This is a genomic window from Streptomyces plumbidurans, assembly GCF_019857225.1.
Lineage (GTDB): Bacteria > Actinomycetota > Actinomycetes > Streptomycetales > Streptomycetaceae > Streptomyces > Streptomyces plumbidurans.
Map to the genome: position 1 here is coordinate 1 of NZ_JAFJSY010000111.1, position 23,090 is coordinate 23,090.

The following is a 23,090-nucleotide window of genomic DNA, read 5'->3' on the forward strand; positions in this document are numbered from 1 at the left end:
GGGCCCGGGGGCGGGCGGTGCGGGCGGCGTCGGCAGCTGCGGGGACCGCGGCGGCGCGCCGAGACCCGACGCACCCCCTACCCCGGCCACCCCTTCCGCACCGGCCGCACCCGCAACCCCAGCCACACCGGGCGCCCCCGCCGTACCCGTCGACCCTCCGACGCCCTGCGGCCCTACGACACCCGTCGATCCCAAGCCACCCTGCAGCCCCCCAACGCCCTGCAGCCCCCCGATATCCTGCGACCCTCCGACACCCTGCGATCCCCCGACACCCTGCGGCCCCACAACACCCGCCGACCCCCCAACACCCCGCAACTGCGCAACGCCCCCAGGCCCCCCCGACCCCGTTCCCAGCAGCTCCTGCGGTACGACGAGGACGGCCTGCACCCCGCCGTAGATGTTGGTCTGCAGGCGGACGTTGATGCCGTGGCGGCGGGCGAGCTGCGAGACGACGAACAGGCCGATACGGCCGTCCGCGAGCAGGCTGGCGACATTGACCTGGTCGGGGTCGGCGAGCAGGGCGTTCATCTTCTTCTGCTCGCCGACCGGCATGCCGAGTCCGCGGTCCTCCACCTCGACGGCCAGGCCGGAGGTGACGAGGTTGGCGCGCAGCAAAACCTGGGTGTGCGGGGCGGAGAACACCGTTGCGTTCTCGACGAGTTCGGCCAGCAAATGGATGACGTCGGCGACGGCGTGGCCGCGCAGGGTGCCGTCGACGGGGGGCACGAGCTTGACCCGGGAGTACTGCTCGACCTCGGCGATGGCGGAGCGCAGCACCTCGGTCATGGAGACGGGATGGCTCCACTGCCGGCGCGAGACGGCGCCGCCGAGCACGGCGAGGTTCTCGGCGTGCCGGCGGATGCGGGTGGCGAGATGGTCGACGTGGAAGAGGCCCTTGAGCAGATCGGGGTCCTCCATCTCGTTCTCCAGCTCGTCCAGGATCGAGATCTCCCGGTGCACCAGGGACTGCAGCCGCCGGGCGAGGTTGACGAAGACCTCGAGCTTCTGCTCGCTGCCCGCGTGGCTGGAGAGCTGGGCGGCCTGCACGACGGCGGTGACGGCGCCGTCGTGCGCGCGGGTGAGGTCGACGGCGAGCAGTTCGAACTCGTCGGCGCCGTCGGGCGGTCCGCTGCGCGGCTTGCGCTGGGGCGGGGCGTCGCCGCGTCTCAACGCCTCGACCAGGGCGCGCAGTTCGGCCTCGCCGCGGGCGCTGCTGCGGCGCAGGGCGGCCACGCGGTCGGTGACCGAGCGGGCGGCGCGTTCCGCGGCCACGACGGCGATCAGGATGCCCGCGAGGGCGACGGCCGAGGCACCGGCCAGCACGCCCCACAGGGTGAGGCCGGGCCGCGCTCCGGTGGAGCGCACGGTGAACAGGACGGCCGCGCCCGCGCTCAGGGCCACCGCGATCGGCGGCAGCACCGCGAGCCGCAGCAGCTGAGGCCGTATGTGCGCCTCGGGCTGCGAGGGAACGGGACGGGCTACGGGCCGTCCGTGCCGTCCGCCCTCGCGGCGGTCTGCGCGTGCGGCCGGGGCGCGAAGGTGAGACATCGGAGTCCTCGTCGTACTGGTCCGTCGGTGCCGGAGCGCGGGCTGCGCTTTTCGGGCAGGTGTCGCCCGATGGACACTCACAGTAGTCGGCAACGCATCATGTGCGGTGGGCAGTTGACAAAGTCCCCCGCACAGCGTCCCGCTCTGGTATGAGGCGTCGTACGACAGACCGATAAACCAGGAACGCGCGCGATCCCGTCGGAAAAGGTTTCGATCAGAGCTGGTCAGAAGCGGTCGCGGCAACGTGATGAAGGCCGGGGAGCGGATACTCCCCGGCCTTCATCGATTGATCTTTTTCGCCCGGCGATCAACCCATCCGGATCGTTCGAAGCGCTTCTACGTCCCCGGAAGCCCTCCCCCGAGAATCACTCACCGTAGCCATCCGGCCCGTCGGCCGGGTGCTCAGCTCTTGGGCTGGGTGAACCGGATGCTGTTGCCGAAGGGGTCGCGCAGGCCGCAGTCGATGCCGTACTCGCGCTCGGTGGGCTCCTCGGTGAACTCGACGCCCTTGGCCCGCAGTTCGTCGTAGGTCTTGCGGCAGTCGTCCGTGCGGAAGATGAGGTTGCCGCCCGTCGCGCCCTTGGTCAGCAGGTCGCGCACCTGCTCCGCGATCTCGTCGGACAGCCGCGGCGGACCGGGCCGCTCCAGCAGGACCTCGCGGTCGGGCTGCCCGGGGACGTTGACGGTGAGCCAGCGCATGAAGCCGAGGTCGGCGTCGGTGTTGACCTCCAGGCCGAGCTTGCCGACGTAGAAGTCGAGGGCCTCGTCCTGGTCGAGGACGTAGATCTGCGAGTGTGTGATTCCTGTGAACATGTGCAGCACGCTACGAGCCCGCGGCCACGAAAACTTATCCAGAACTGCTCTGTCACACACTCGGCCGCATCCACGCCATCGTGAAGCAGGTGGGCACGTCCAGGGCGACGGCCTGCTTGCGGTACTCCCTCGGCGAGCGGCCGACGACGTCCCGGAAGGTGCGGCTGAAGGTGCCCGGGCTGCCGAAGCCGACCTCGAAGCAGATGTCGGTGATGCTGCGGTCGGTCTCCCGCAGCAGGAACATCGCGCGCTCCACGCGGCGCCGCTGCAGATAGCGGTGCGGCGTCTCACCGAAGGTGGCCCGGAAGGTGCGGGCGAAGTGGGCCGGGGACACATGGGCGATCCGGGCGAGGGCCGGCACGTCCAGCGGCTGCGCATAGGAACGGTCCATCGCGTCGCGGGCCCTGAGCATGCGGCGGTTGGTCTCTTCGACAGCACGGCTCACAAGGACCGACCCTACGCCGAGGCGGGCGATCCCGGCCGGATCCCATGATCCGAGCCCACAGTGGTCGGCCCCGCACGTAATGTGCATCCTGATAAGATCATTCCGCCTGTCGACAGGCTGCCGGCACTTGTTGCCGCACAATCTGAACGACAGTCAACAACCGTAGCTGGATGGCGTGTTGAGCTTGCGGAGGAACCACGGAGCAACACTCTGAGGTTCGCGAGCCGGTGGTAGCATCCCCCGCATCTGCGACCTTGATCCACTCACTTCAGGCGCTGACTTGAGGGCCGTCTGCTCGGCACGCCACCGCGCGTGAGCAGGCGGCATGCTGTGTCGCGGGTGCGTACTCGCGGGGGAGTGTATCCGTCTACGTCCGCATTTCATGCGCCGGGAAAGGTTTTCATGTCTCGAGACGCGCTTGCGTGGTGCCTGGTTGCGCTGGCGGCGATAGCCGTCGCCGCGATCGCGGTGCTCGTCGTCCGCAACAGGGCCCTGGGTAGAAAGAAGCGGCAGGCCGAGGACTCGCTGACGACTCAGCTGAATGCCGCCAAGAGCCAACTGCTGCAGACCCAGGCAGAGCTGACGAAGTACCAGAAAGAGTTCGACGGAACGATCCGGGAGGCCGAGGAGGCCTCGGAGGAGAGTACGAAGGCGGTCCTGAAGGGATCCGCCAGCTTCCTGCAGAGCCTTGCCGCCGAGCAGATGACCGTCCTGGAGCAGATCCAGCGCAAGTACGGCGGCGACGCGGTCCTCGGCGATCTCCTCGAAGTGACCCACGCCAACGCGCAGATGCAGCGCAAGGCGCAGGGCATCGCCGTGCTGTGCGGTGCGCCGGTCGGACGCCGCAGCCGGCCCGCCAGCGTCTACGACGTGGTGCGCAGCGCCCAGTCGCAGATCCGCAACTTCCGCCGGGTGGAGATCCGGCAGCAGACCGGGGTCGCGCTGAAGGCCTCCGCCGTCACGCCGGTCGCGCTCGCCGTGGCCGAACTCCTCGACAACGCCGCCAGTTTCTCGCAGCAGGACGCTCCGATCGATGTGACCTTCCAGCGCATCCAGAACAACCTGTGCATCATGATCGACGACGGCGGCGTCGGCATGAACGACGAGGAGAAGCAGCGCGCGAGCGAACTGCTCTCCGGCGATGTCGTCCCGCGTCTGTCGCAGCTCGGCAACCAGCCGAAGTTCGGCTTCCCGCTGATCGGCCTGCTCGCCCGCCAGTACGGATTCCGGGTGGACGTCACCGGGGACTCCCGCTACGGCGGTGTACGCGCCGTCGTCCTGCTGCCCGAGGGCCTGTGGACCGAGGAGCAGCCGTCCCCGGTGGAGCAGGAGCCGGTGAGCATCGCCCGCGTCCCCGAGAGCGGCACGCAGAGCCGGCCCCGCACGGTGAACGGCCTGCCCAAGCGCGCGTCCCGGCAGACCCCCGTCGCCGTCGCCTCCGTGGACCAGGAGGAGCAGCCGCCGCGGACGACCGAGGACTCCGGCCGTTCCTCCGGCCGCAGCCTGGGTGCACTGGGGGCCCTGCAGCGAGGCACCCTCTCGGGCCGCAACCTCGACTCCTCGCCCACCGAAGGGTCCCAAGACGCATGACCACCGATCTCTCGTGGATGCTCGAGGACATCGTGACCAATGTGCCCAAGGCACGGCACGCTGTCCTGCTCTCCGCGGACGGCGTTCCGCTGGGGGCGTCCGAAGGCCTTGTCAGCAAAGACGTGCGGACCATTTCCGCCGCCATGGCGGGGATGCAGTCGCTCAGCCGGGCCACGTCCCACTTCATCGAGCCGGTGAAGGACCCGCGGTGGCACCAGACGATCATTGAGTTCTCCCATGGGTGGATCTTCCTCATCGGGGCCGGCGAGGGTGCCTATCTCGCCGCCGCGGCGGAGCCGGACGTCGACATCCAGCAGATCTCCTTCCGGATGCACCGACTCGTCGCCCGGCTCGGCAACAACCTGACCTCACCGCCGCGGGTGGACGCGGAGGAGTCGTCCGCGGACGGCGGCGCCTCGGCCCGGGGTGCCGCCGGTGACCGGGGGGGCCTGGTGCTCGCCGACCTCGACCAGGTGATCGCCGAGGTGCACGGCGCCCGGCACGCCGTACTGCTCGGCATCAACGGCCTTCCCCGGGGCGCGAGTTCGGGCATCAGCCGGAACCTGGTCGACACGATCTCGGCCGCCATGACGGGCATTCACGCCTACAGCCGCGTCACTTCGCAGTTCAACGGCGTTCACGAGGACGCCGGGTGGCGGCAGACGGTCATCGAGTTCCAGCACGGCTGGATCTTCCTGATCGCGGGCAGCAAGGGCAGCCTGCTGGCCGCGGCCGCCGAACACGACACGGACATCGAGGAGTTCACCACGCGTCTGCACGAGGTCGTGCCCAGATTGAGCGAGGAGCGGATATCGAGGGAGGGAGCACCCAGCGATGCCTGACGAGCACGACCAGGACCAGGAACCGGAACTGGAACTCACGTCGGCGTTAGTGCCCTTCTTCGTGATCACCAACGGGCGGGCCCTGCCCTCGGAGCAGCAGTACGAGCGCACCGCCCTGGTGACCGCGCTGGGGGGCACCCCGGCCGCGGCACGCACGCTGTCGCCCGAGGCCCAGGCCATCGTGGACCTGGTCGCCCACGGTTTCCTGTCCGTGGCCGAGGTGGCCGGTCACACCCATCTGCCGCTGGGCATCGTGCGCATCCTCCTGGCGCAGCTCGAGGAGAGCGGTCTCGTCCTCGTCAGAAAGCCCGTACCGCGGGCCGAGCCCACCGACCGAGAACTGCTCGGCGACGTCCTCGCTGGCCTGAAATCCAAATTCGGAGCGTAACCCGTGTACCTGGATCCAGACGTCCTGCGCTCGGTGAAGATCCTCGTCGTAGGTGCCTTCGGAGTGGGCAAGACCACCTACATCGGGAACATCTCCGAGATCGAACCCCTGCAGACCGAAGAAGAGATCACCGAGGCCAGCGTGGGGGTCGACGACCTGTCACGCACGCCCGAGAAGACGACCACCACCGTCGCCATGGACTTCGGACGGCTCACGCTCAGCGACGAGCTGGTCCTCTACATCTTCGGGACGCCGGGACAAGAGCGCTTCAAGGAGATGTGGGAGGAGCTGTCCCGGGGAGCCCTGGGTGCGCTGGTCATCGTCGACCCCCAGCGGCTGGACGAGTCGTTCCCGGTCCTGGACCTCGTCGAGCGCTTCGGCCTGACGTACGCCATCGGCGTCAACCACTTCGAGGGCACCACCACCTATCCGCTCGAGGAGGTCCGCGAGGCACTGAACCTGCCCGCGGACACCCCCGTCGTGGGCTGCGACGTGCGCGACCAGCGTTCGGCGGCCCAGGCACTCATCACTCTCGTGCAGCACCTTCAGTCCCTGCTCGACTAGGAGCCCGCCATGCACCAGCATCACGACAGCCAGCAGATACCGGCCGGTTGCCCCGCGCACGGCAATGTCCCGCTGTACGGACCGCAGTTCGGCTCCGACCCCGAGGCCACCTACAGCCGTCTGCGCTCCCTCGGCCCGAGCGCCGCCGTCGACATCGCACCCGATGTCCAGGTCGAGTTGGTCACCAGCTACGACGCGGCCCTGTACATCCTGCAGAACCCCGCGTCCTTCGTCCGTGACTCGCGCCGCTGGAACGCCCTGAACGAGGGCCGGGTCCCCGCGGACAGCCCGGCCGTACCGATGATGGGCTACCGGCCCAACGCCCTGTTCAGTGACGGAGCGGCGCACGCCCGGCTGCGCCAGGCGGTCGTCGACAGCCTGGCCACCGTCAACGAGCTCCAGCTGCGCCGCAAGGTCCAGCAGTCCGCCGAGTACCTGATCAGCCAGTTCAGTTCGGAGCCGCGCGGTCAGGCCGAGCTGATGGCCTCCTACGCCCAGCCCCTGCCGCTGCTGGTCTTCAGCGACCTCTTCGGCTGCCCGCCCGAGCTCGGCGACCGTGTCATCGTCGGCATCAGCGGCATCTTCCAGGGCACCCCCGGGGCGGACGAGGTGCTGGGCACGGCGCTCGCCGAGCTGATCGCCCTCAAGCACCGTCAGCCGGGCACCGACCTGACGACGCGTCTGATGCAGCACCACGCGCAGCTGACCGACGAAGAGGTGCTGCACCAGCTCGTGACGCTGCTGTCCGGCGGCACCGCCCCGCTGGCCGCGGCCCTCGGCACCAGTACCGCGCTGTATCTGAGCGAGGAGGCCCAGGCCGCCCTGCCCGTCGAGGAGGCCGTCTTCCAGACCCTGTGGAACTACGCGCCGATCGCCAACTACGCGGGCCACTACCCGACGCACGACGTGGAGCTGGGCGGCAGGGTCCTCAGGGCGGGCGACCCGGTGCTGATCTCGTTCGCGGCGGCCAACACCGACCCCAAGCTGACCCAGCAGCGCGAACAGCTCAGCGCCAAGGCGCACTTGGCGTTCGGTGCGGGTCCGCACGCCTGCCCGGCCAAGGACCCGGCCTTCATGATCGCGGTGACCGCGGTCGAGTCCCTGCTGACCGGACTGCCCGATCTGGAGATGCGCGTCCCCTTCAAGGACCTCCAGTGGGCCGAGGGGCCGTGGAGCCGCTCGCTGGTCACCCTGCCGGTGAAGTTCACCCCCCGCGCCCTCGCCCCGGCCGGTCCGGCGCGCTCCGCCGGAGCGCAGCCGTCGGCGCCGGTGCCGCAGCCCGCCGCGACCGCGGTGCCGCACACCGAGGCCCGGGCGGCGAGCCAGCCCCGGGGTCTGTTCAGCCGCTTCAGGGCTTGGCTTGGCGGAGAGTGACGAAGGTAACCCTCACCAGACCGACATTAGTGGATGTTTCAATCAGCGCATGGGTACGTATGGCGGCTGGTTTCCCAGGAAGGAGCCGCCATCGTGGTGGTCGACGCCCCCTCGTCGCACGACCGTCGTTCAACCGTCAGCCTCTTCGCCCGTCTGCGGACGGCGGAGGGGCAGGCCGACCCGTTCCCCGTCTACTCCGAACTCCGCTCCATGGGTCCGGTCGCTCCCGCTCCCTGGGGCGGCCTGCTCGTGACCGGCTTCGACCTCTGTGACCAGGTGCTGCGCGACCGCAGTTGGCTGGAGCCGGACAAGAACTGGCGCGAGAAGCAAGGCCCGCGCACCCGCTGGAACGCTCCCTCGTCACGGGAGATGAGCAACACCCTGCCCGCCCTCAACCCCCCGGACCACACCCGCATCCGCCGGGCGGCCGGCACCTTCGGCCGTACCGCGCTGAAACGGATCGGCCGGACGATCAGCCGGGCCACCGACCAGCTGTTGATCTCGCTGTCCGAGCAACTGCACCACGGCGAGGCGGACTTCGTCTCCATCGTGAGCGAGGAACTCCCCATCGCGGCGATCGGTGAGTGGCTCGGGCTGCCCACCGCCGACCACGCGCGCCTGCGCGAACTGACGCACGATCAGGTCTTTACGCAGGAACTGCTGCCCACGGCAAGCCAGTTGGCCCGCTCCGACGCCGCCACCGCCGAACTGCGCGCCTACTTCATGGATCTGGTCCGCCGGCGGCGCCTGAAACCCGCCGATGATCCCGTCTCCCTGTGGATACAGACCTGGGACACCCTGGAACCGGACAGGGACAAGGCCGACCAGGCCGTGTACTTCCTGGCCCTGTTCATGCTGCTGGCCGCCCTGGAGACGACGTCGACCCTGCTGTCGACGATGACGTTACGGCTCCTCGAACACCCCTTGCTCTGGGACCTGCTGGCCGCCAGCCCCTCCTTCGTACCGGCCTTCGTGGAAGAAACCCTTCGCTACGACCCGCCCACGCATGTGATCAGCCGGGTCGCCACCCACGACCGGACGGTGGGCGGGATCGAGATCGCCCAGGACGCCATGGTCCACCTCATGGTGGGAGCGGCGCACCGCGATCCGGCCCGGCACACCGACCCCGACCGCTTCGACCCCCAGCGCGGCAAGTTCGACCATCTCGCCTTCAGCAACGGCATCCACTACTGCCTCGGCGCGCCGCTCGCCCGGCTGGAAGCCCAGACCCTCCTCCTCCACCTGGTCAGACGTCTGCCCCGCCTCACCCTCGTACGACGCCCGTCCTGGGCGCCCCGGGTGGCGTTCAGACGTCTGCTGAACCTGGACGTCGCCCTCGCATGACGCAAACCACCGATCCCCTCATAAGCCGTGTGCACAAAGCCGTGGCCGTCGACCTCGACGGCCCGGTGCTCCGTGTCGCTCTCGACCCGCCCCGGGGAGACGACACACTCGGCACCGCCGTCCTCGACGACCTGCTCACCCTCCTCGACGACCTCCACCAGCGACCCGACATCCGTGTCCTGGTCCTGTCCTCCCTCGGCGAGAACTTCTGCCGGGGGGCCGATCGCGACGAGTACCGGGCCGCGCTGGCGGCGGACCCGACCGGTGCCTCGCTGCGCCGCATCGCGGACAAGGCCCAGCGGCTGTGCCAGGCACTGGAGACCGCGCACGCCATAACGATCGCCCGCCTGCACGGCGAGGTCATCGGCGCGGGCCTCGCGCTCGCCTCGTACTGCGACCTGCGCGTCGCCGCGGACAGCTGCCGCTTCCGTATGCCGGAGGTGGGGCTGGGCCTGCCGCCCGCCTGGGGCGGAGCCATGGGCCGCCTCGTCGCCGAGGCCGGCGCGGCGAGCATCCGCGAACTGATGCTCACCTGCGACCGGTTCGACGCGGCCACCGCCCAGCGGCTCGGCCTCGTGCACAGGACCGCGCCCGTCGATCAGCTGGACGTGGCCGTCGACGCCTGGGTGAGACCGCTCGTACGGCGCCGCCCGGAAGCCCTCGTCCTCACCAAGCGCATGCTGGCCGGGTACGCCCGCGCCGACCGTCTTGCTGACATGTCCCTGATCGACTCGCACCTCCTCGCGGCCCAGCTCACGGAGCTGTTCGCCGACGGGGCGCGGTAGTCAGGACGGGGCGCGGTGGTTCAAGGGCCCTGACGCAAGCCGCAGGAAACAGGCCCGCGCCCGCCCCTACGGCAGCGGGCCTCCCCCACCGGTCTCCGTATGCACGGGGACCGGTCTCTCCTCAGCCCGCCGTCACCGTCGTCGGCTCCCCCGTACCGTCCGCGGGCCCGTCCTGCGCAACGGTGTCCGTGTCGGCCTGGGCCTTGGCGCCGGCGTCGGCGGACGTCTTGATCGCGGCCTCCGTCAGGGCGTCGGTGACGGGCCAGCCGCCGGAGGGGGCGAGGGCCACGGCCCGCCACCACGGGTCGGTCGGGACGGTCTCGGCGGTGGGCTCGAAGGGCTCGCCGGGCAGAGGCACGGCGACCCGGGAACCGGTCGCGCGCCCGGCGGCCAACGTGCCCTCGCCGGGCTCCGCCCACGGGTGCATGGCCAGGTTGAACGTGGCCCAGTGGATCGGCAGCATCACGCCGTCCGGCCGGCCGCCCTGCAGGTCGAGGTGGGCGCGCATGCCCTCCTCGGGCGTCATGTGGATGTCGGGCCAGAAGTCGGAGTACGCACCGATCTGGATCATCGTGGCGTCGAAGGGCCCGTGCTCGGCGCCGATCTCCTTGAAGCCGTCGAAGTACCCGGTGTCGCCGCTGTGGAAGATGCGGTGCTCGGGCCCGGCGACGGACCAGGAGGCCCACAGGGTGTGCTGGGTGTTGCGCAGGCCGCGGCCGCAGAAGTGGCGGGCCGGGGTGGCGGTCAGGGTGAGGCCGCCGACCTTGGTCGCCTCGTGCCAGTCCAGCTCGCACAGCCGGTCCGGGGAGACACCCCAGCGCTCCAGGTGGGCGCCGACGCCGAGGGGGACGGCGAACAGCGTGTCCGTGCCGGCGAGCGCCTTGATCGTGGGCAGGTCCAGGTGGTCGTAGTGGTCGTGCGAGATGACGACGACGTCCACCGGGCCGAGGGCGGCCAGGGGCAGCGGCACCGGGTGCAGCCGCTTGGGCCCGACGAAGGGGAACGGGGAGCAGCGCTCGCCCCACACGGGGTCGAAGAGCACCCGCTGTCCGTCGATCTCGGCGAGCACGCTGGAGTGACCCATCCAGGTCAGCCGCAGTCCGGTGGCGGGCGGCCGGGCGATGTCGGCGAGCGTGGTGGGGTGCACCGGCACATTGCCCTCGGGGGCGCGCCGGGGGCGCTGCTCCTTGTCGAAGAAGACCTTCGCGAAGTCCACCGTCGAGCCGGACGGGCGGATCCGGGCCGTGCCCCCGGGGTTCTGGAAGACCCCGTCCTTGAAGTGCGGCGATCTGCGGATGCGCGCGAGGCGCTCACCGCTCGGGTCCGCGCCGAAGGCCTCGGGCCGCAGCGCACGGAGCCCGGAGCTCAGGGGACGGGAACCTGACACGGTACCTCCAGGTGGAGTCGGTGAGTCATTCCATTATGGTCGGCCCCTCTGACAACACCGGCGTCGTCCGGGCGCAGCGCGCGCTTTCCAAGGAAAGCCCAAAGAAGCAGTCACCGGGTGAACCGCCGGCGGCCGGTGTCCATTCCAAGGAGATCGCATGACCGCCCCCCTGATGTCGCTCACCTGGACCGATCACCTCACCGGCCGCCAGGGCTACCTGGTCGTCGACCGGCTGGTGCGAGGCGTCTCCAGCGGCGGTCTGCGCATGCGCGCGGGCTGCACGCTGGAGGAGGTCACCGGGCTGGCCCGCGGCATGACCATGAAGGAGGCGCTGCATTACAACCCCGAGGGCCGCTACATCCCCCTCGGCGGCGCCAAGGGCGGCATCGACTGCGACCCCCAGGACCCGGAGGCGTACCCGCTGCTGGTGCGCTACCTGCGCGCCATGAAGCCGTACGTCGAGCGCATGTGGACCACCGGCGAGGACCTCGGGCTCACCCAGGACCTGGTGGACCGGGCGGCCGCCGAGGCCGGGCTCGTGTCGTCCGTCCAGGCCGTGTATCCGCTGCTCGACGACGAGACGACGGCGCGGCGCCGCCTCGCGGACGCGTTCGGGATCGAGGTGGACGGCATCGGGCTGGACGAGCTGGTCGGGGGCTGCGGGGTCGCCGAGTCGGTGCTGACGGCCCTGGACCGGGCGGGCGTGCCGCGCGCCGGGACGCGGGTCGCCGTGCAGGGGCTGGGCACGATGGGCGGCGCCACCGCCCGCTTCCTCGCACGCGCGGGGCTGGTCGTCGTGGCCGTCGCCGACGTCAAGGGCACGATGGCCAACCCGGAGGGCCTCGACGTCGAAGCACTGCTCGCGGCACGGGACGCGTACGGCACCGTGGACCGCGCGGCACTGCGCCCCGGCGACCGTGAACTGCCGGGCGACGCCTGGCTGTCGGCCGAGGCGGAGGTGCTCGTACCGGCGGCGGTCTCGTACGCCATCGACACCGCCAACCAGGGCCGGGTGAAGGCCCGTTGGATCGTCGAGGCGGCCAACATGCCCGTGCTGCCGGCCGCGGAGCACCTGCTGGCCGCGCGCGGGGTGGCCGTGCTGCCCGACGTGGTGGTCAACTCCGGTACGAACGCCTGGTGGTGGTGGACCCTGTTCGGCGACATCGGCCCGGACGCGGACGAGGCGTTCGCGCACGTACGCCGTTCGATGCGCGCCCTGGTGGAGCAGATGCTGGCCCGCGCGGAGGCCGAGGGCACCGCCCCGCGCGCGGCCGCCCACGCCATCGTCGCGGACCGGCTGCCGGTGATCGCGGAACGCTTCGGGTGGTACCGGTGACGGCGCGGTTCACTGTGGACGCGCACGCCGTCCGGCGGGAGTCGGAGGCGCCATACCCTGGCGGGAATTGAGCGAAGAGGCGGGCGGCAGCAGAGTCGAGGGCGTACGGAGCGCACTCACCCGAGGAGCATCATGCCCGCCATCGACGCCCAGGATCTCGCTGCCCGCTACATCGGCCTGTGGAACGAACCCGACCCGGAGACCCGGCGCAAGACCGTGCACGCCCTGTGGGCCGAGGACGGACAGCACATCCTCCTGCCGCCGCAGCAGATGCACGACCAGGCGGTGGGGCTCGGCTTCACCTCCGCCGCCCTGGAGGCCAGGGGCCACGACGAGCTGCACGCGCGCGTGTCGCGCGCCTACGAGGAGTTCGTCGCTCCGGGCACCTACGAGTTCCGTATCCAGGAGGCGCCCCGGCAGCTGCGGGACGTCATCACGTTCCGCTGGGAGTCCTTCCACCGAAAGGAGGGCCAAGTGACCGGAGGGGGCCGGGACTTCCTCGTCCTGGACGACACCGGCCGCATCCGCTTCGACTACCAGTTCCCGGACTGAGCGGTCGCCGGGGCTTCGCGGGCGAGCGCGGATAGGGTCGGGCGGCATGACGGTTCAGACGGTGCAACTGTGTGTCCTGCTGTGGGCCCGGCCCGGTGCCGCCGAGGCCCTGGTCGCGTACGAGGACAAGGTGCTGGCCCTGCTCGGCGAGCACGGCGGCCGGCTCGTGCAGCGCGCCCGGGCCGACGGAGCCGAAGGGCGGCCGGACGAGATCCAGCTGATCGAGTTCGCCTCGCAGGACGGTTACGAGGGCTACATGGCCGACGCACGGAGTACCGCGCTGGCCGGTGAGCGCGACGCGGCGATCGCCCGGACCGAGCTGTACCCGGTCGAACTCGCCGAGTGACCCTCCTCACCCGGCACCGTCCGCCGCGACGCAATAGGGTGCACGGGTGGCGAGAGTCCGGTTGAGTGTGCCCGAGCGGCGTGCGGAACTGCTGCGGGCCGCGATCGAGCAGATCGAGGCGCGGGGCGTGGCGGCGGTCAGGATCGCCGACGTCGCCTCGGCGCTCGGCGTGAGCAACGCGCTGGTGCTGTATCACTTCTCGACGAAGGAGAAGTTGGTCGCCGCCGCGTTCACCTTCGCCGCCGAGGACGACCTCGCGCACCTGCGCAAACTGCTCGGCCGCCGTACGACGGCGCTACGACGACTGCGGTCGGCGGTGCGCTGGTACGCGCCGACGGGCCAGGCCAAGGGCTGGCGGCTGTGGATCGAGGGCTGGGCGGCGGCGCTGCGCGAGCCGGCGCTGCAGGAAGTCACCCGCGACCTCGACAGGCAGTGGAAGGCCGCGATCACCGAGGTCGTCACGGAGGGTGTGGCCGCAGGCGAGTTCCACTGCCCGGACCCCCACGCCGCGGCCCTCCGCCTGACAGCCCTCCTCGACGGCCTCGCCGTCCAACTGACGTCCTACACCGGCACCATCTCCCGCACCCGAGCCCAGGACTGGGTCGACGAGGCCCTGGCCCGAGAACTGGGCCTGGAACGGGCAGAGTTGACGGCATCAGGAAGCTGAGCCGCCGTGCCCGGACCCCGGGTCGTTCCACCGCACCGAACCGCAGTACCGGCCGGGCCCGAACGGACGGGACCGCCAGGCACGCCCGTCCTACCGGGCCTGAAGCAGGCGGCCCTGACCACGCCCGGAGGCCGACACCGTGCCCGAAAACGCGGGCTCACGCCGCCCGGTCGCCTCCGGGTCGTTCCGCCGCCCCGGACTGCAGTGCCGACCAGGGCCGAACAGGCCGGGCCGCCGGACGCGTCCGGCCCACCGAGCCAGGAGAGTGCGGCGCTGGACAGCGTCCGAAGGCTGGACCCCCACCCGGATCAAAGGCTCACGCCGCCGCGTCGCCTCGCTCGCCGCCAACCGCTCTACTGACCGGCACCAACAGGCGGGACCGCCAGGTGCGACCCCGCCCGTAGTAGGAACGCGCACCGCCGGGCTACCCAGACCGCCCCGCCGACCGGCGGAAGCGCCGACGCGCCGCCGTCGCACTCGGACAAGGGCAGGCAGCAGGCACACCGCTCGGAGGCCGAACCCCCGCCCGGAGCGGGACCTCCGCCAAGCCGGACCGCCGACCCCGGCGGTCCTCAAGCCACCGACGAGATCCGCATCTTGATGTCGTGCGGCGACAGCGTGCCCTTTGCGGTGACGTGGTCTCCGGAGGACTCGCCGCGCAGGCGGCGGCCGATCCAGGGGACCAGGTACTCGCGCGCCCAGTGCACGTCGTCCCGGCGGATCTCCAAGGTGCCGCGGTGCGGCAGCGGGGGCCAGGGCTGGTCCGGGTCGGCCGGGATCTCCAGGCCGAGGACCTGGCCGGCGCGCAACGCCACGCGCGTGTGCCCCTCGGGTGAGAGATGGAGCCGGTCGCCGTCCCAGGCCCGGCGGTCCTGGACGCTCTTGAGGGACCACAGGTCGAGCACCGGACAGCCGTACCGGTCGGCGATCGCCCGGACATGCCCGTTGTACGTGGCGATCTTGCCGCGCAGATGCTTGAGCACGGGCACGCCACGGGTGTCGAAGCCGGTCGTCACCATGACGGTGCCGGCGGCCTCGGTGAGCCGGGCCACGGCCCGCTCGAAGCGCTCGGCGACCTCGTCGGGGTCGGTGCCGGGACGGATGATGTCGTTGCCGCCCGCACAGAAGGAGACCAGGTCCGGGGCCAGTTCGATGGCCTTGGGCACCTGGTCCGCCACGATCTGGTCGAGCAGCTTGCCGCGTACGGCGAGGTTCGTGTACCCGAAGTCGCCCTCGGGCCGCCGGTCCGCGAGAAGTACCGCGAAACGGTCGGCCCAGCCGACGAACGCCCCGTCGGGGCCGGGGTCGCCGACGCCCTCGGTGAAGCTGTCCCCCACCGCAACGTACGACCCGATCACTGCTCTGCTGTCGTTCTTCGAATCGTCTGCCACATCGGGAGATGATCCACCCTCGAATGTGACCTACGCGACCGTAAGAAACCGCAGGAAGGGGTTGACGGGCGGTGAGATAAGACACTCCTAAAGTGTTCGCCAAGCCCGGAATAACCCTGTGAGCAGCGATGTTGGAGCGTCAACCAAGCGGCGCACCCCAGCCGTCGCGCCAACGGACATACCGAAGGCCGGACCCGGGGATCGGGGTCCGGCCTTCGGTGGCGTGTCAGGCAGGTGGCTGTGGGGGCGTCAGCCGACCGTGACGCCCTTCGAGCGGAGGTAGGCGACCGGGTCCACGTCGGAGCCGTAGTCGGGCGTGGTGCGGATCTCGAAGTGCAGGTGCGGGCCGGTCACGTTGCCGGTCGCCCCGGACAGGCCCAACTGGCTGCCTTCGCTCACGGCCTGGCCGGCCGAGACGGAGAGCTGGGACAGGTGGGCGTACTGCGCGTAGTGCCCGTCGGTGAGCTTGACGACGACCTGGTTGCCGTACGCACCGCCCCAGCCGGCGGAGACGACCGTGCCCGCGCCGACGGACTTGACCGTGGTGCCGGTCGGGACGACGAAGTCGACGCCCGTGTGGTACCCGCTGGACCACATGCTGCCGGGCACCTTGTAACCGGTGCCGATGGCGGAGCTGTTCACCGGGAGGGTGAAGCCGGTGCCGCTGGGCGCGGACGCCTGGGTGGCGGTCGTCTTCTTGGGCGCGGACGCCTTCGGGGCCGAAGAGGCGGTCGCGTGCGACGACTTGGTGGCGGCCGTCGCGGCCTTCTTGCCGAGGGTCAGCTTCAGACCCGGGTGGATCATCGACGGGTCGTCGCCGACGGCCCGGCGGTTGTCCGAGTAGAGCTTCTTCCAGCCGCCGTTGACGTGCTGCTCGTCGGCGATCTTCGCGAGATAGTCGCCGACCCGCACCGAATAGGTGCGAACGCCGTTGTGGTGCGCGGCGCTCTTCTTCTCGGCGGCCTTCTTCTCGGCGCCCGGAAGGGACTGGACGGCCTTTTGCGAAACGGACTGGGAAACGGAGTCCGCGGTGGCGGCATGAGCGCCGGTGGCGCCCATGAGCGGAAGTGCGAGTGCGGCGCCACCGGTTCCGGCGACGGCGATCGAGCGGGTGAAGCGCAGGGGCTTCTGACGACGGTGCTTACCCTTCGCGGGCATGGCGAATTCCTCTCCGGCGCCTACGAGGTGAGCTGTCGGGTGCGAGCTGGAGATGCCCGGCCGCGCGTTTGACGCGGCTTTACCCCAAGCCGTTCCGGAGACCGGAACAGGCGGTGATACCTGTGGGTCCCCCGCTCCTGCCGTTCACGGGTGAGTTGTGCGGGCACCGGGCGGCGGCAGGATTGGGCGTCCGTCCGGATCGGTGGTGAACGTAAGCGACAAAGACGCCAAGCAACAAGTGACGGTTCCCGGGAATTGCGTTTCTCTTGATCCCTTGTGGGAAATAGCGGTGACCGAGCGTGCATTCCGGGACGGCCTTCCGGCGCGAATCCCCTTGTAAAACATGTGGATTACGTGGACATGACGGACCACGTACGGTCACGGATATGACGCTCCTCACCCACCCGCACCCCAGGAGCCCCTATTCACGGGCGAGTTGGAAGTAAGCGGACAGATTACCCAGATGCGACGTAAGCGGATAACTGTCGCGTCGTCGCGACGCCTGTGGACAACTGATTGCCCCAGGAACCCATGTCGTATGGTCGACAGAGCCCGTCGACGAGTCGCGCCGTTCGGGTGGAGTGGGAGGAGCATCCGTGACGCAGCAGATCCCGTCGACCGAGCCGGAACTCACCGGTGTCCGCAATTTCCGCGACGTCGGCGGCCTCCCGACCACGGACGGCCGACGGGTGCGGTTCGGAGTGCTGTTCCGCAGCGGCCACCTCGCGCACGCGACCGAGGAGGACGCCGAGTTCCTGGCCTCCCTGGGCCTGCACACCGTCTTCGACTTCCGCAACGCGGCGGACAAGAAGCTGGAGGGCCCGGACGTCGAGCTGCCGGGCGTGCGCAATGTGAACCTGCCGCTGTCCGACCCGGCGGACGGCGCCGAGTTCTGGAAGATGGTCCGCGACGGCGAGATCGAGCAGCTGCGCGGCATCCTGGGCGACGGCCGGGCCGCGGACCGGATGATCACCTCCTACCGCACGATCATCAAGGAGCGCACCGCCGAGCACGCGCGCGTGCTGCGCTCACTCGCCGAGGACAGCGTGCCCGCGCTGATGCACTGCGCGGCGGGCAAGGACCGTGCGGGCCTGTCCATAGCGGTGACGCTGCTCGCCCTGGGCGTCGAGCGCGAGGCGATCATCGCGGACTACCTGGAGTCGAACGCCAAGCACCGCCGCTACAAGGTGCGTCGCAGCAGCTCCTCCTCCGCGGGCTACTCCCCCGAGGTCATGGAGCTGCTCAGCCCCCTCTTCGAGGCCCGCGCGGAGTATCTGGCGGCGGCCTTCGAGACGATCGAGGAGACCTGGGGCGACATCGACAGCTATCTGGAGCAGGGCCTGGGCCTCACTCCCGAGCTGCGCGCGAGCCTGCGCGAGCGACTGCTCGACTGAGCCGGCCCCGCCGCCCCGCCTACTTCGCTCCGACCGAGAAGAGCAGGTAGATGAAGGCCGCGAAGAGGTGCCCCACCGCGATGTAGATGATCAGTCGCACCCACAGGGCGCGGGGGAACTTCTCCTCCATGTCGGTCATGGCATGTCTCCGGTGATCGGGCCCAGGCACAGCGTGGCCGTGGGGCTCTGCAGAAGGGTGTGTACGAAGAGGAGCTCGACCCCGTCGACGTCCTCGGCGGCGATCCGGTGCGGGGTCAGCGAGTCGAAGTGCGCGCTGTCGCCGGGACCGAGCCGGTGCGCGGTGTCCCCGAGGCGCAGCCGCAGCCGCCCCTTGAGGACGTACAGCCACTCCTCGCCGGGGTGCACCCGCACGATGTCGCCCTGCGAGCCGTGCGGGACGTGCACCCGCAGGGCCTGCATCCCGCGACCGGAGGCGCCGGCCTGCCAGTAGGTCCAGCCGCCCGCGGCGGTCGGTTCCATGTCGCCGGCGCGCACGACGGCGTCCCGGTCGGCGACCGTCTCGCCCAGCAGTTCCGAGACGGTCGTACCGTAGATACGCGCGAGGGCGAGCAGTACCGGCAGCGAGGGCTGGCGCTGCCCGGTCTCCAGCCGGGAGAGATGGGCCGCCGACAGTCCGGCGGTGCGGGCCGCCGCCTCCAGCGTGAGGGAGGCCCGGCGGCGCAGGGCGCGCAGCTGTGGCGCGACGACGGGCAGGACGTCCCCCTGGCCCGCCGCGGAAGCGGCATCTGAGGCGTGCATGCCTCCATTCAGCCCGACTATTGCCCAGCAGGCAAAATTTTTGCCTCAGAGGCAAAATCGTCGCCAGGCGCCCCCGAAATGACCCCGGACTGCTACGCTGCTCCCACCATTTGAACACGTTCAAAACAGGAGGGACCACATGCAGGGAAGCACTCCGGCCGACTGCGACGTCACACCCGCCGCCGCCTTCGGCCCCGTCTCACTGTTCCTGGGGCTGATGGCGGCGGTGGGTTTCGTGCCGTGGCTGACGTGGGAGATGTTGTCGCTGATGATCCTCGGCGGCGGACTCGCCGTCGTCGTCGGCCTCGTCGGTGTCTGCTACGCCGGGCGCGGCATCGGCCGTCGGTGGATCGCCGTCACTGGGACCGTCCTGGGCGTGCTCTCGGTGGTCTGGGCGTGCGTCGTCGTCACCCCTTACCTCCCCCTGCTCGGCCTCTGATCAGCGATTGGCCACCGCCTGCTTGACCAGTGTCTTGCCGAAGTCCCACATCAGGCCGCCGCCGCTGTGTGCGTCGTCCATGACGGCGGTGAAGGCGTCGACGAAGCGGTCCACGTCCTCCTCGCCGATGACCAGCGGCGGGATCAGCTTGATCACCTCCAGATGGTCGCCGGACACCTGCGTGAGGATGCGGTGGCGCTGGAGCAGCGGTACGACGACCATCTGCGCGAACAGGCCCTTGCGCGCGGCCTGCAGCATGGTCCAACGGCTGCGCAGCTTCAGCGACTTGGGCCTGCCGAACTCGATGCCGATCATCAGGCCCCGGCCGCGGACGTCGGCGAGCAGCTCGTACTTGTCGATCAGCGCCGCGAGCCGGGACCGCAGCAGCTCACCGGTCACCCGTGCGTTGGCCACGATCTGCTCGTTCTCCATGACCGACAGCACGGCGAGACCGGCCGCCATGGCCTGGGCGTTGGCCCCGAAGCTCGCCGAGTGGACGAGGACCCGGTCCATCGACGAGTAGACCTTCTTGAAGATCCAGTCCTTGCCGAGCGTGGCGCCGACCGGGACATAGCCGCCGGACAGGGCCTTGGCCACGCACACCAGATCCGGTTCGACGCCGTCCTCGTGCTGGTAGGCGTAGAAGTCGCCGGTGCGGCCGAGGCCCGTCTGCACCTCGTCGGCGATGAGCAGCGCCTTGTGCTGGTGCAGCAGCTCCTGGGCGCCGAGCAGATAACCGGGCGGGGCCTCGTGCACGCCCTTGCCCTGGATCGGCTCGACGATGAGGGCTGCGACGTCGCCCTTCTTCAACTCCCGGGCCAGCGCGTCGAGATCACCGAGGGGTACGGCGGTGTCGGGCAGCAGCGGGGCGAAGCCGTCCCGGAAGCCGTCCTCGCCGTTGACCGACAGCGAGCCGGTGGTCAGGCCGTGGAAGGCGTGGTCGCAGTACAGGATGCGCGGCTTGCCGGTGGCGAACCGGGCGAACTTCAGCGCGGTCTCCACCGCCTCCGTGCCGCTGTTACCGAAGAACACACGGTCCAGATGCGGGCTGTGGGTCAGCAGCTTCTCGGCCAGCAGCCCGGGCAGCGGCTGGCAGTCGAAGCGGGTGAGGTCGGCGAGCTGGGCGTCGAGGACGTCGTGCAGCGCCTTGCGGACGACGGGATGGTGGCGGCCCAGGCCCATCACCCCGAACCCGGCGAGCATGTCCAGGTAGTCGTTGCCGTCCGCGTCCCAGAAGTGGGCGCCCTCGGCACGCTCGTAGACCTTGTCGAAGCCGATGGTGTGCAGCATGCGCGGGAGTTGGTGGTTCAGGTACTTCCCGTGCAGCTCGTAGCGCTCGGCTCCGCGCTCGGCCAGGAGAGCGCCGAGGTCGAACTCCTTGGTCATTCAGCCTTCTCCTTGACTGTGCCGCCCGGCTGTTCGCCGACGGCCAGGGTGTCCTCGGCCTCCTTGACGGCGAGGCTCGCGCTGATCCGGCCGGCCACCTCGACGGGTGTGAGGCCTATGTCGGCCAGCACCTCGCTGCGTTTGGCGTGCGCGAGGAACTGCTCCGGGATGCCGAACCGGCGTACGGGGACGTCGACTTCGGCGTCGCCGAGGGCCAGCGCCACCGCGGCGCCGACTCCGGCCGCGCGGCTGTTGTCCTCGACGACGGCCACCATGCGGTGCTCGGCGGCGAGCGGCGGGAGTGCCGGATCGACGGGCTTGACCCAGCGGGGGTCGACGACGGTGCACGAGATCCCGCGGGCCTCGAGCAGCTCGGCGGCCTGCAGACAGACGGGCGCCATCACACCGACGGCGACCAGCAGCACGTCCGGCGTGCCCGGTCCGCGGTGCAGCACGTCGACGCCGCCCACCCGGTCGACGGCCGGGATCCGCGGCCCCACCGACTCCTTGGGGAAGCGCAGCAGGGTGGGCGCGTCGTCGACGGCGACGGCCTCGCGCAGCTGGGCGCGCAGTTGGTCGGCGTCGCGCGGGGCTGCGATTCTGAGCCCTGGCACGACCTGGAGGATCGACATGTCCCACATGCCGTTGTGGGAGGCGCCGTCGACACCGGTGACGCCGGCCCGGTCCAGGACGAAGGTGACCCCACAGCGGTGCAGTGCCACGTCCATCAGCAGCTGGTCGAAGGCGCGGTTGAGGAAGGTGGCGTAGACGGCGACGACCGGGTGCAGTCCGCCGGTCGCGAGACCGGCCGCGGAGACGGTCGCGTGCTGTTCGGCGATGCCGACGTCCCAGACGCGGTCCGGGAAGCGGGCGGCGAACTTGCCGAGGCCCACCGGGTGCAGCATCGCCGCGGTTATCGCGACGACGTCCTCCCGCTCCTCGCCGATCGCGGCGATCTCGTCGCCGAACACCGAGGTCCAGGAAGGGCCGTTGGACGGCGCGAGCGGCTCGCAGGTGAGCGGGTCCATCACGCCGACCGTGTGGAAGTGGTCCTCCTCGTGGGCGAGGGCGGGTTCGTAGCCGCGGCCCTTCTCCGTGAGGCAGTGCACGAGCACCGGCCCGTGGAAGCGTTTCGCGCGGCGCAGCGCGGACTCGACGGCGCCGATGTCGTGTCCGTCGATCGGGCCCACGTACTTCAGGCCCAGGTCCTCGAACATGCCCTGCGGGGCGAACGCGTCCTTGAAACCCTTCTTCGCGCCGTGCAGCGACTCGTAGATGGTGTTGCCGACGACGGGCGTGCGCAACAGTACGTCCTTGCCCCAGGCCAGCACCTGCTCGTAACTGTCCGTGGTGCGCAGGGTGGCCAGGTGGTTGGCGAGACCGCCGATGGTCGGTGCGTACGAGCGCTCGTTGTCGTTGACGACGATGATCAGCGGGCGGTCCTTGGCGGCCGCGATGTTGTTCAGCGCCTCCCAGGCCATGCCGCCGGTGAGTGCGCCGTCGCCGATGACGGCGACGACATGGCCCTTCTCCCCCTGCACCTCGCGGGCCTTGGCCAGCCCGTCGGCCCAGCCGAGCGCCGTGGAGGCGTGGCTGTTCTCGACGATGTCGTGCTCGGACTCCTCCCGCGAGGGATAGCCGGACAGGCCGCCCTTGCCGCGCAGCTTGGAGAAGTCCTGACGGCCCGTCAGGATCTTGTGCACATAACTCTGGTGGCCGGTGTCCCACACGATGCGGTCGACGGGCGACTCGAAGACCCGGTGGAGTGCGATGGACAGTTCCACCACCCCCAGATTGGGCCCGAGGTGTCCACCGGTCCTGGCCACCGCGTGCACCAGGAACTCCCGGATCTCTTCGGACAGGTCACCGAGTTCCGCCTCGGACAGCGCCTTCAGGTCGCGTGGTCCCCGGATGTTCTCCAGAATCGTCACGCTCGGGCCCCCTCTCGGTCCGTACCTTGCCTCAACTCACAGTCACTGCCGGTTTCCCCGTGACGCCGGGGGCATCCGATACGGCCCCGTCCTGCTCCATCTGCTCGGCGATCTTCATCGCCTCTTCGATCAGTGTCTCGACGATCTTCGACTCCGGAACGGTCTTGATGACCTCGCCCTTGACGAAGATCTGCCCCTTGCCGTTGCCGGAGGCGACACCGAGGTCGGCCTCGCGCGCCTCGCCCGGCCCGTTGACGACGCAGCCCATGACGGCCACCCGCAAGGGGACCTCCATGCCCTCCAGACCCGCGGTGACCTCTTCGGCGAGCTTGTAGACGTCGACCTGCGCCCGCCCGCAGGACGGGCAGGACACGATCTCCAGGCCGCGCTGCTTGAGGTTCAGGGACTCCAGGATCTGGATGCCGACCTTGACCTCCTCGACGGGAGGCGCGGACAGCGAGACCCGGATGGTGTCGCCGATGCCCTGCGACAGCAGCGCGCCGAACGCGACCGCCGACTTGATCGTGCCCTGGAACGCCGGGCCCGCCTCGGTCACCCCGAGGTGCAGCGGGTACTCGCACTGCGCGGCCAGCTGCTTGTACGCCTCGACCATCACGACCGGGTCGTTGTGCTTGACCGAGATCTTGATGT

Annotated in this window: 24 protein-coding genes and 1 riboswitch; of the genes, 13 read left to right on the forward strand and 11 right to left on the reverse strand. The window is 70.3% G+C overall.

Features of this window, described 5'->3' with window-relative positions; translation table 11 throughout:
- The 3 genes from JYK17_RS37620 to JYK17_RS37630 all read right to left on the reverse strand — a co-directional run.
- Positions 1–1,548 (reverse strand): sensor histidine kinase (locus JYK17_RS37620; protein ID WP_261996585.1); only part of this gene is annotated, 1,548 nt, incomplete at its 3' end.
- A gap of 402 nt (positions 1,549–1,950) precedes the next feature.
- The gene (locus JYK17_RS37625) at positions 1,951–2,361 is read right to left on the reverse strand and encodes a VOC family protein (protein ID WP_108012494.1); all 411 of its coding nucleotides are present in this window, start codon (positions 2,359–2,361) and stop codon (positions 1,951–1,953) included.
- Between the two features lie 52 nt (positions 2,362–2,413).
- Entirely contained in the window at positions 2,414–2,806 is a 393-nt protein-coding gene (locus JYK17_RS37630) for a helix-turn-helix domain-containing protein (RefSeq protein ID WP_234548267.1), read from the reverse strand.
- 402 nt (positions 2,807–3,208) lie between these two features.
- On the opposite strand from JYK17_RS37630, the gene JYK17_RS37635 reads away from it, so the two are divergent.
- The 7 genes from JYK17_RS37635 (at position 3,209) to JYK17_RS37665 (ending at position 9,693) form a co-directional block, all read left to right on the forward strand.
- Positions 3,209–4,396, forward strand: coding sequence for an ATP-binding protein (locus tag JYK17_RS37635; protein WP_108012093.1), 1,188 nt, complete (start codon positions 3,209–3,211; stop codon positions 4,394–4,396).
- A complete protein-coding gene (locus tag JYK17_RS37640) occupies positions 4,393–5,238 on the forward strand; it encodes a roadblock/LC7 domain-containing protein (RefSeq protein WP_181362452.1) in 846 nt (281 codons plus the stop codon). Before JYK17_RS37635 ends, JYK17_RS37640 begins: the two co-directional genes overlap by 4 nt.
- Positions 5,231–5,626 (forward strand): DUF742 domain-containing protein, encoded by a 396-nt coding sequence (locus JYK17_RS37645; RefSeq protein ID WP_108012092.1) that lies wholly within the window; start codon positions 5,231–5,233, stop codon positions 5,624–5,626. The genes JYK17_RS37640 and JYK17_RS37645 overlap by 8 nt, the downstream gene beginning before the upstream one ends.
- A 3-nt stretch (positions 5,627–5,629) precedes the next feature.
- Positions 5,630–6,190, forward strand: coding sequence for a GTP-binding protein (locus JYK17_RS37650; protein WP_108012091.1), 561 nt, complete (start codon positions 5,630–5,632; stop codon positions 6,188–6,190).
- Between the two features lie 9 nt (positions 6,191–6,199).
- Positions 6,200–7,564 (forward strand): cytochrome P450 family protein, encoded by a 1,365-nt coding sequence (locus JYK17_RS37655; protein WP_222812153.1) that lies wholly within the window; start codon positions 6,200–6,202, stop codon positions 7,562–7,564.
- Between the two features lie 93 nt (positions 7,565–7,657).
- On the forward strand, positions 7,658–8,908 hold the full coding sequence (locus tag JYK17_RS37660) for a cytochrome P450 (RefSeq protein WP_128801342.1): 1,251 nt from the start codon (positions 7,658–7,660) through the stop codon (positions 8,906–8,908).
- A complete protein-coding gene (locus tag JYK17_RS37665) occupies positions 8,905–9,693 on the forward strand; it encodes an enoyl-CoA hydratase/isomerase family protein (RefSeq protein ID WP_128801343.1) in 789 nt (262 codons plus the stop codon). The genes JYK17_RS37660 and JYK17_RS37665 overlap by 4 nt, the downstream gene beginning before the upstream one ends.
- Before the next feature lie 121 nt (positions 9,694–9,814).
- Here the strand turns inward: JYK17_RS37665 and JYK17_RS37670 are convergent, their stop codons facing one another.
- Positions 9,815–11,080 (reverse strand): MBL fold metallo-hydrolase, encoded by a 1,266-nt coding sequence (locus tag JYK17_RS37670; RefSeq protein WP_222812154.1) that lies wholly within the window; start codon positions 11,078–11,080, stop codon positions 9,815–9,817.
- 157 nt (positions 11,081–11,237) lie between these two features.
- On the opposite strand from JYK17_RS37670, the gene JYK17_RS37675 reads away from it, so the two are divergent.
- The 4 genes from JYK17_RS37675 (at position 11,238) to JYK17_RS37690 (ending at position 13,981) form a co-directional block, all read left to right on the forward strand.
- Positions 11,238–12,416, forward strand: a complete 1,179-nt coding sequence (locus JYK17_RS37675) for a glutamate dehydrogenase (protein WP_222812155.1) — start codon at positions 11,238–11,240, stop codon at positions 12,414–12,416.
- Between the two features lie 132 nt (positions 12,417–12,548).
- Positions 12,549–12,968, forward strand: coding sequence for a hypothetical protein (locus JYK17_RS37680; RefSeq protein WP_108012085.1), 420 nt, complete (start codon positions 12,549–12,551; stop codon positions 12,966–12,968).
- A gap of 46 nt (positions 12,969–13,014) precedes the next feature.
- On the forward strand, positions 13,015–13,314 hold the full coding sequence (locus JYK17_RS37685; RefSeq protein ID WP_108012084.1) for a hypothetical protein: 300 nt from the start codon (positions 13,015–13,017) through the stop codon (positions 13,312–13,314).
- Between the two features lie 46 nt (positions 13,315–13,360).
- Complete coding sequence (locus JYK17_RS37690) at positions 13,361–13,981, forward strand: TetR/AcrR family transcriptional regulator (RefSeq protein ID WP_108012083.1); 621 nt, start codon at positions 13,361–13,363, stop codon at positions 13,979–13,981.
- Between the two features lie 572 nt (positions 13,982–14,553).
- On the opposite strand, the gene JYK17_RS37695 is transcribed toward JYK17_RS37690, so the two are convergent.
- Positions 14,554–15,339, reverse strand: a complete 786-nt coding sequence (locus JYK17_RS37695) for an SGNH/GDSL hydrolase family protein (RefSeq protein ID WP_108012082.1) — start codon at positions 15,337–15,339, stop codon at positions 14,554–14,556.
- 282 nt (positions 15,340–15,621) lie between these two features.
- A complete protein-coding gene (locus JYK17_RS37700) occupies positions 15,622–16,530 on the reverse strand; it encodes a peptidoglycan DD-metalloendopeptidase family protein (protein WP_108012081.1) in 909 nt (302 codons plus the stop codon).
- 2 nt (positions 16,531–16,532) lie between these two features.
- Positions 16,533–16,693: riboswitch (cyclic di-AMP (ydaO/yuaA leader) on the reverse strand.
- A gap of 433 nt (positions 16,694–17,126) precedes the next feature.
- On the opposite strand from JYK17_RS37700, the gene JYK17_RS37705 reads away from it, so the two are divergent.
- Complete coding sequence (locus JYK17_RS37705; protein WP_108012080.1) at positions 17,127–17,924, forward strand: tyrosine-protein phosphatase; 798 nt, start codon at positions 17,127–17,129, stop codon at positions 17,922–17,924.
- A 19-nt stretch (positions 17,925–17,943) separates the two neighbouring features.
- Here JYK17_RS37705 and JYK17_RS37710 read toward each other — a convergent pair whose 3' ends face one another.
- Together JYK17_RS37710 and JYK17_RS37715 are read right to left on the reverse strand one after the other, a co-directional pair.
- Complete coding sequence (locus JYK17_RS37710) at positions 17,944–18,063, reverse strand: DUF6126 family protein (protein WP_108012079.1); 120 nt, start codon at positions 18,061–18,063, stop codon at positions 17,944–17,946.
- On the reverse strand, positions 18,060–18,683 hold the full coding sequence (locus JYK17_RS37715) for a helix-turn-helix domain-containing protein (protein WP_108012078.1): 624 nt from the start codon (positions 18,681–18,683) through the stop codon (positions 18,060–18,062). The genes JYK17_RS37710 and JYK17_RS37715 overlap by 4 nt, the downstream gene beginning before the upstream one ends.
- A gap of 139 nt (positions 18,684–18,822) precedes the next feature.
- On the opposite strand from JYK17_RS37715, the gene JYK17_RS37720 reads away from it, so the two are divergent.
- Positions 18,823–19,122, forward strand: a complete 300-nt coding sequence (locus JYK17_RS37720; RefSeq protein ID WP_108012077.1) for a hypothetical protein — start codon at positions 18,823–18,825, stop codon at positions 19,120–19,122.
- On the opposite strand, the gene JYK17_RS37725 is transcribed toward JYK17_RS37720, so the two are convergent.
- From JYK17_RS37725 to JYK17_RS37735, 3 genes are all read right to left on the reverse strand, one after another.
- Positions 19,123–20,508 (reverse strand): aspartate aminotransferase family protein, encoded by a 1,386-nt coding sequence (locus tag JYK17_RS37725; protein WP_108012076.1) that lies wholly within the window; start codon positions 20,506–20,508, stop codon positions 19,123–19,125. It lies immediately after the preceding gene.
- Positions 20,505–22,439 (reverse strand): 1-deoxy-D-xylulose-5-phosphate synthase, encoded by a 1,935-nt coding sequence (gene dxs / locus JYK17_RS37730; protein ID WP_222812156.1) that lies wholly within the window; start codon positions 22,437–22,439, stop codon positions 20,505–20,507. Before dxs ends, JYK17_RS37725 begins: the two co-directional genes overlap by 4 nt.
- Positions 22,440–22,470: 31 nt before the next feature.
- Positions 22,471–23,090, reverse strand: a 620-nt coding sequence (locus JYK17_RS37735; protein WP_222812157.1) for a flavodoxin-dependent (E)-4-hydroxy-3-methylbut-2-enyl-diphosphate synthase, incomplete at its 5' end; no start/stop codon positions are given.

Bases quoted from the DNA above. Each gene is read 5' to 3' on its own strand.
- JYK17_RS37685 (WP_108012084.1), top strand. From the start codon at position 13,015: ATGACGGTTCAGACGGTGCAACTGTGTGTCCTGCTGTGGGCCCGGCCC.
- JYK17_RS37680 (WP_108012085.1), top strand. From the start codon at position 12,549: ATGCCCGCCATCGACGCCCAGGATCTCGCTGCCCGCTACATCGGCCTG.
- JYK17_RS37655 (WP_222812153.1), top strand. From the start codon at position 6,200: ATGCACCAGCATCACGACAGCCAGCAGATACCGGCCGGTTGCCCCGCG.
- JYK17_RS37720 (WP_108012077.1), top strand. From the start codon at position 18,823: ATGCAGGGAAGCACTCCGGCCGACTGCGACGTCACACCCGCCGCCGCC.
- JYK17_RS37635 (WP_108012093.1), top strand. From the start codon at position 3,209: ATGTCTCGAGACGCGCTTGCGTGGTGCCTGGTTGCGCTGGCGGCGATA.
- JYK17_RS37675 (WP_222812155.1), top strand. From the start codon at position 11,238: ATGACCGCCCCCCTGATGTCGCTCACCTGGACCGATCACCTCACCGGC.
- JYK17_RS37710 (WP_108012079.1), bottom strand. From the start codon at position 18,063: ATGACCGACATGGAGGAGAAGTTCCCCCGCGCCCTGTGGGTGCGACTG.
- JYK17_RS37665 (WP_128801343.1), top strand. From the start codon at position 8,905: ATGACGCAAACCACCGATCCCCTCATAAGCCGTGTGCACAAAGCCGTG.
- JYK17_RS37725 (WP_108012076.1), bottom strand. From the start codon at position 20,508: ATGACCAAGGAGTTCGACCTCGGCGCTCTCCTGGCCGAGCGCGGAGCC.
- JYK17_RS37645 (WP_108012092.1), top strand. From the start codon at position 5,231: ATGCCTGACGAGCACGACCAGGACCAGGAACCGGAACTGGAACTCACG.
- JYK17_RS37700 (WP_108012081.1), bottom strand. From the start codon at position 16,530: ATGCCCGCGAAGGGTAAGCACCGTCGTCAGAAGCCCCTGCGCTTCACC.
- JYK17_RS37625 (WP_108012494.1), bottom strand. From the start codon at position 2,361: ATGTTCACAGGAATCACACACTCGCAGATCTACGTCCTCGACCAGGAC.
- JYK17_RS37640 (WP_181362452.1), top strand. From the start codon at position 4,393: ATGACCACCGATCTCTCGTGGATGCTCGAGGACATCGTGACCAATGTG.
- JYK17_RS37715 (WP_108012078.1), bottom strand. From the start codon at position 18,683: ATGCACGCCTCAGATGCCGCTTCCGCGGCGGGCCAGGGGGACGTCCTG.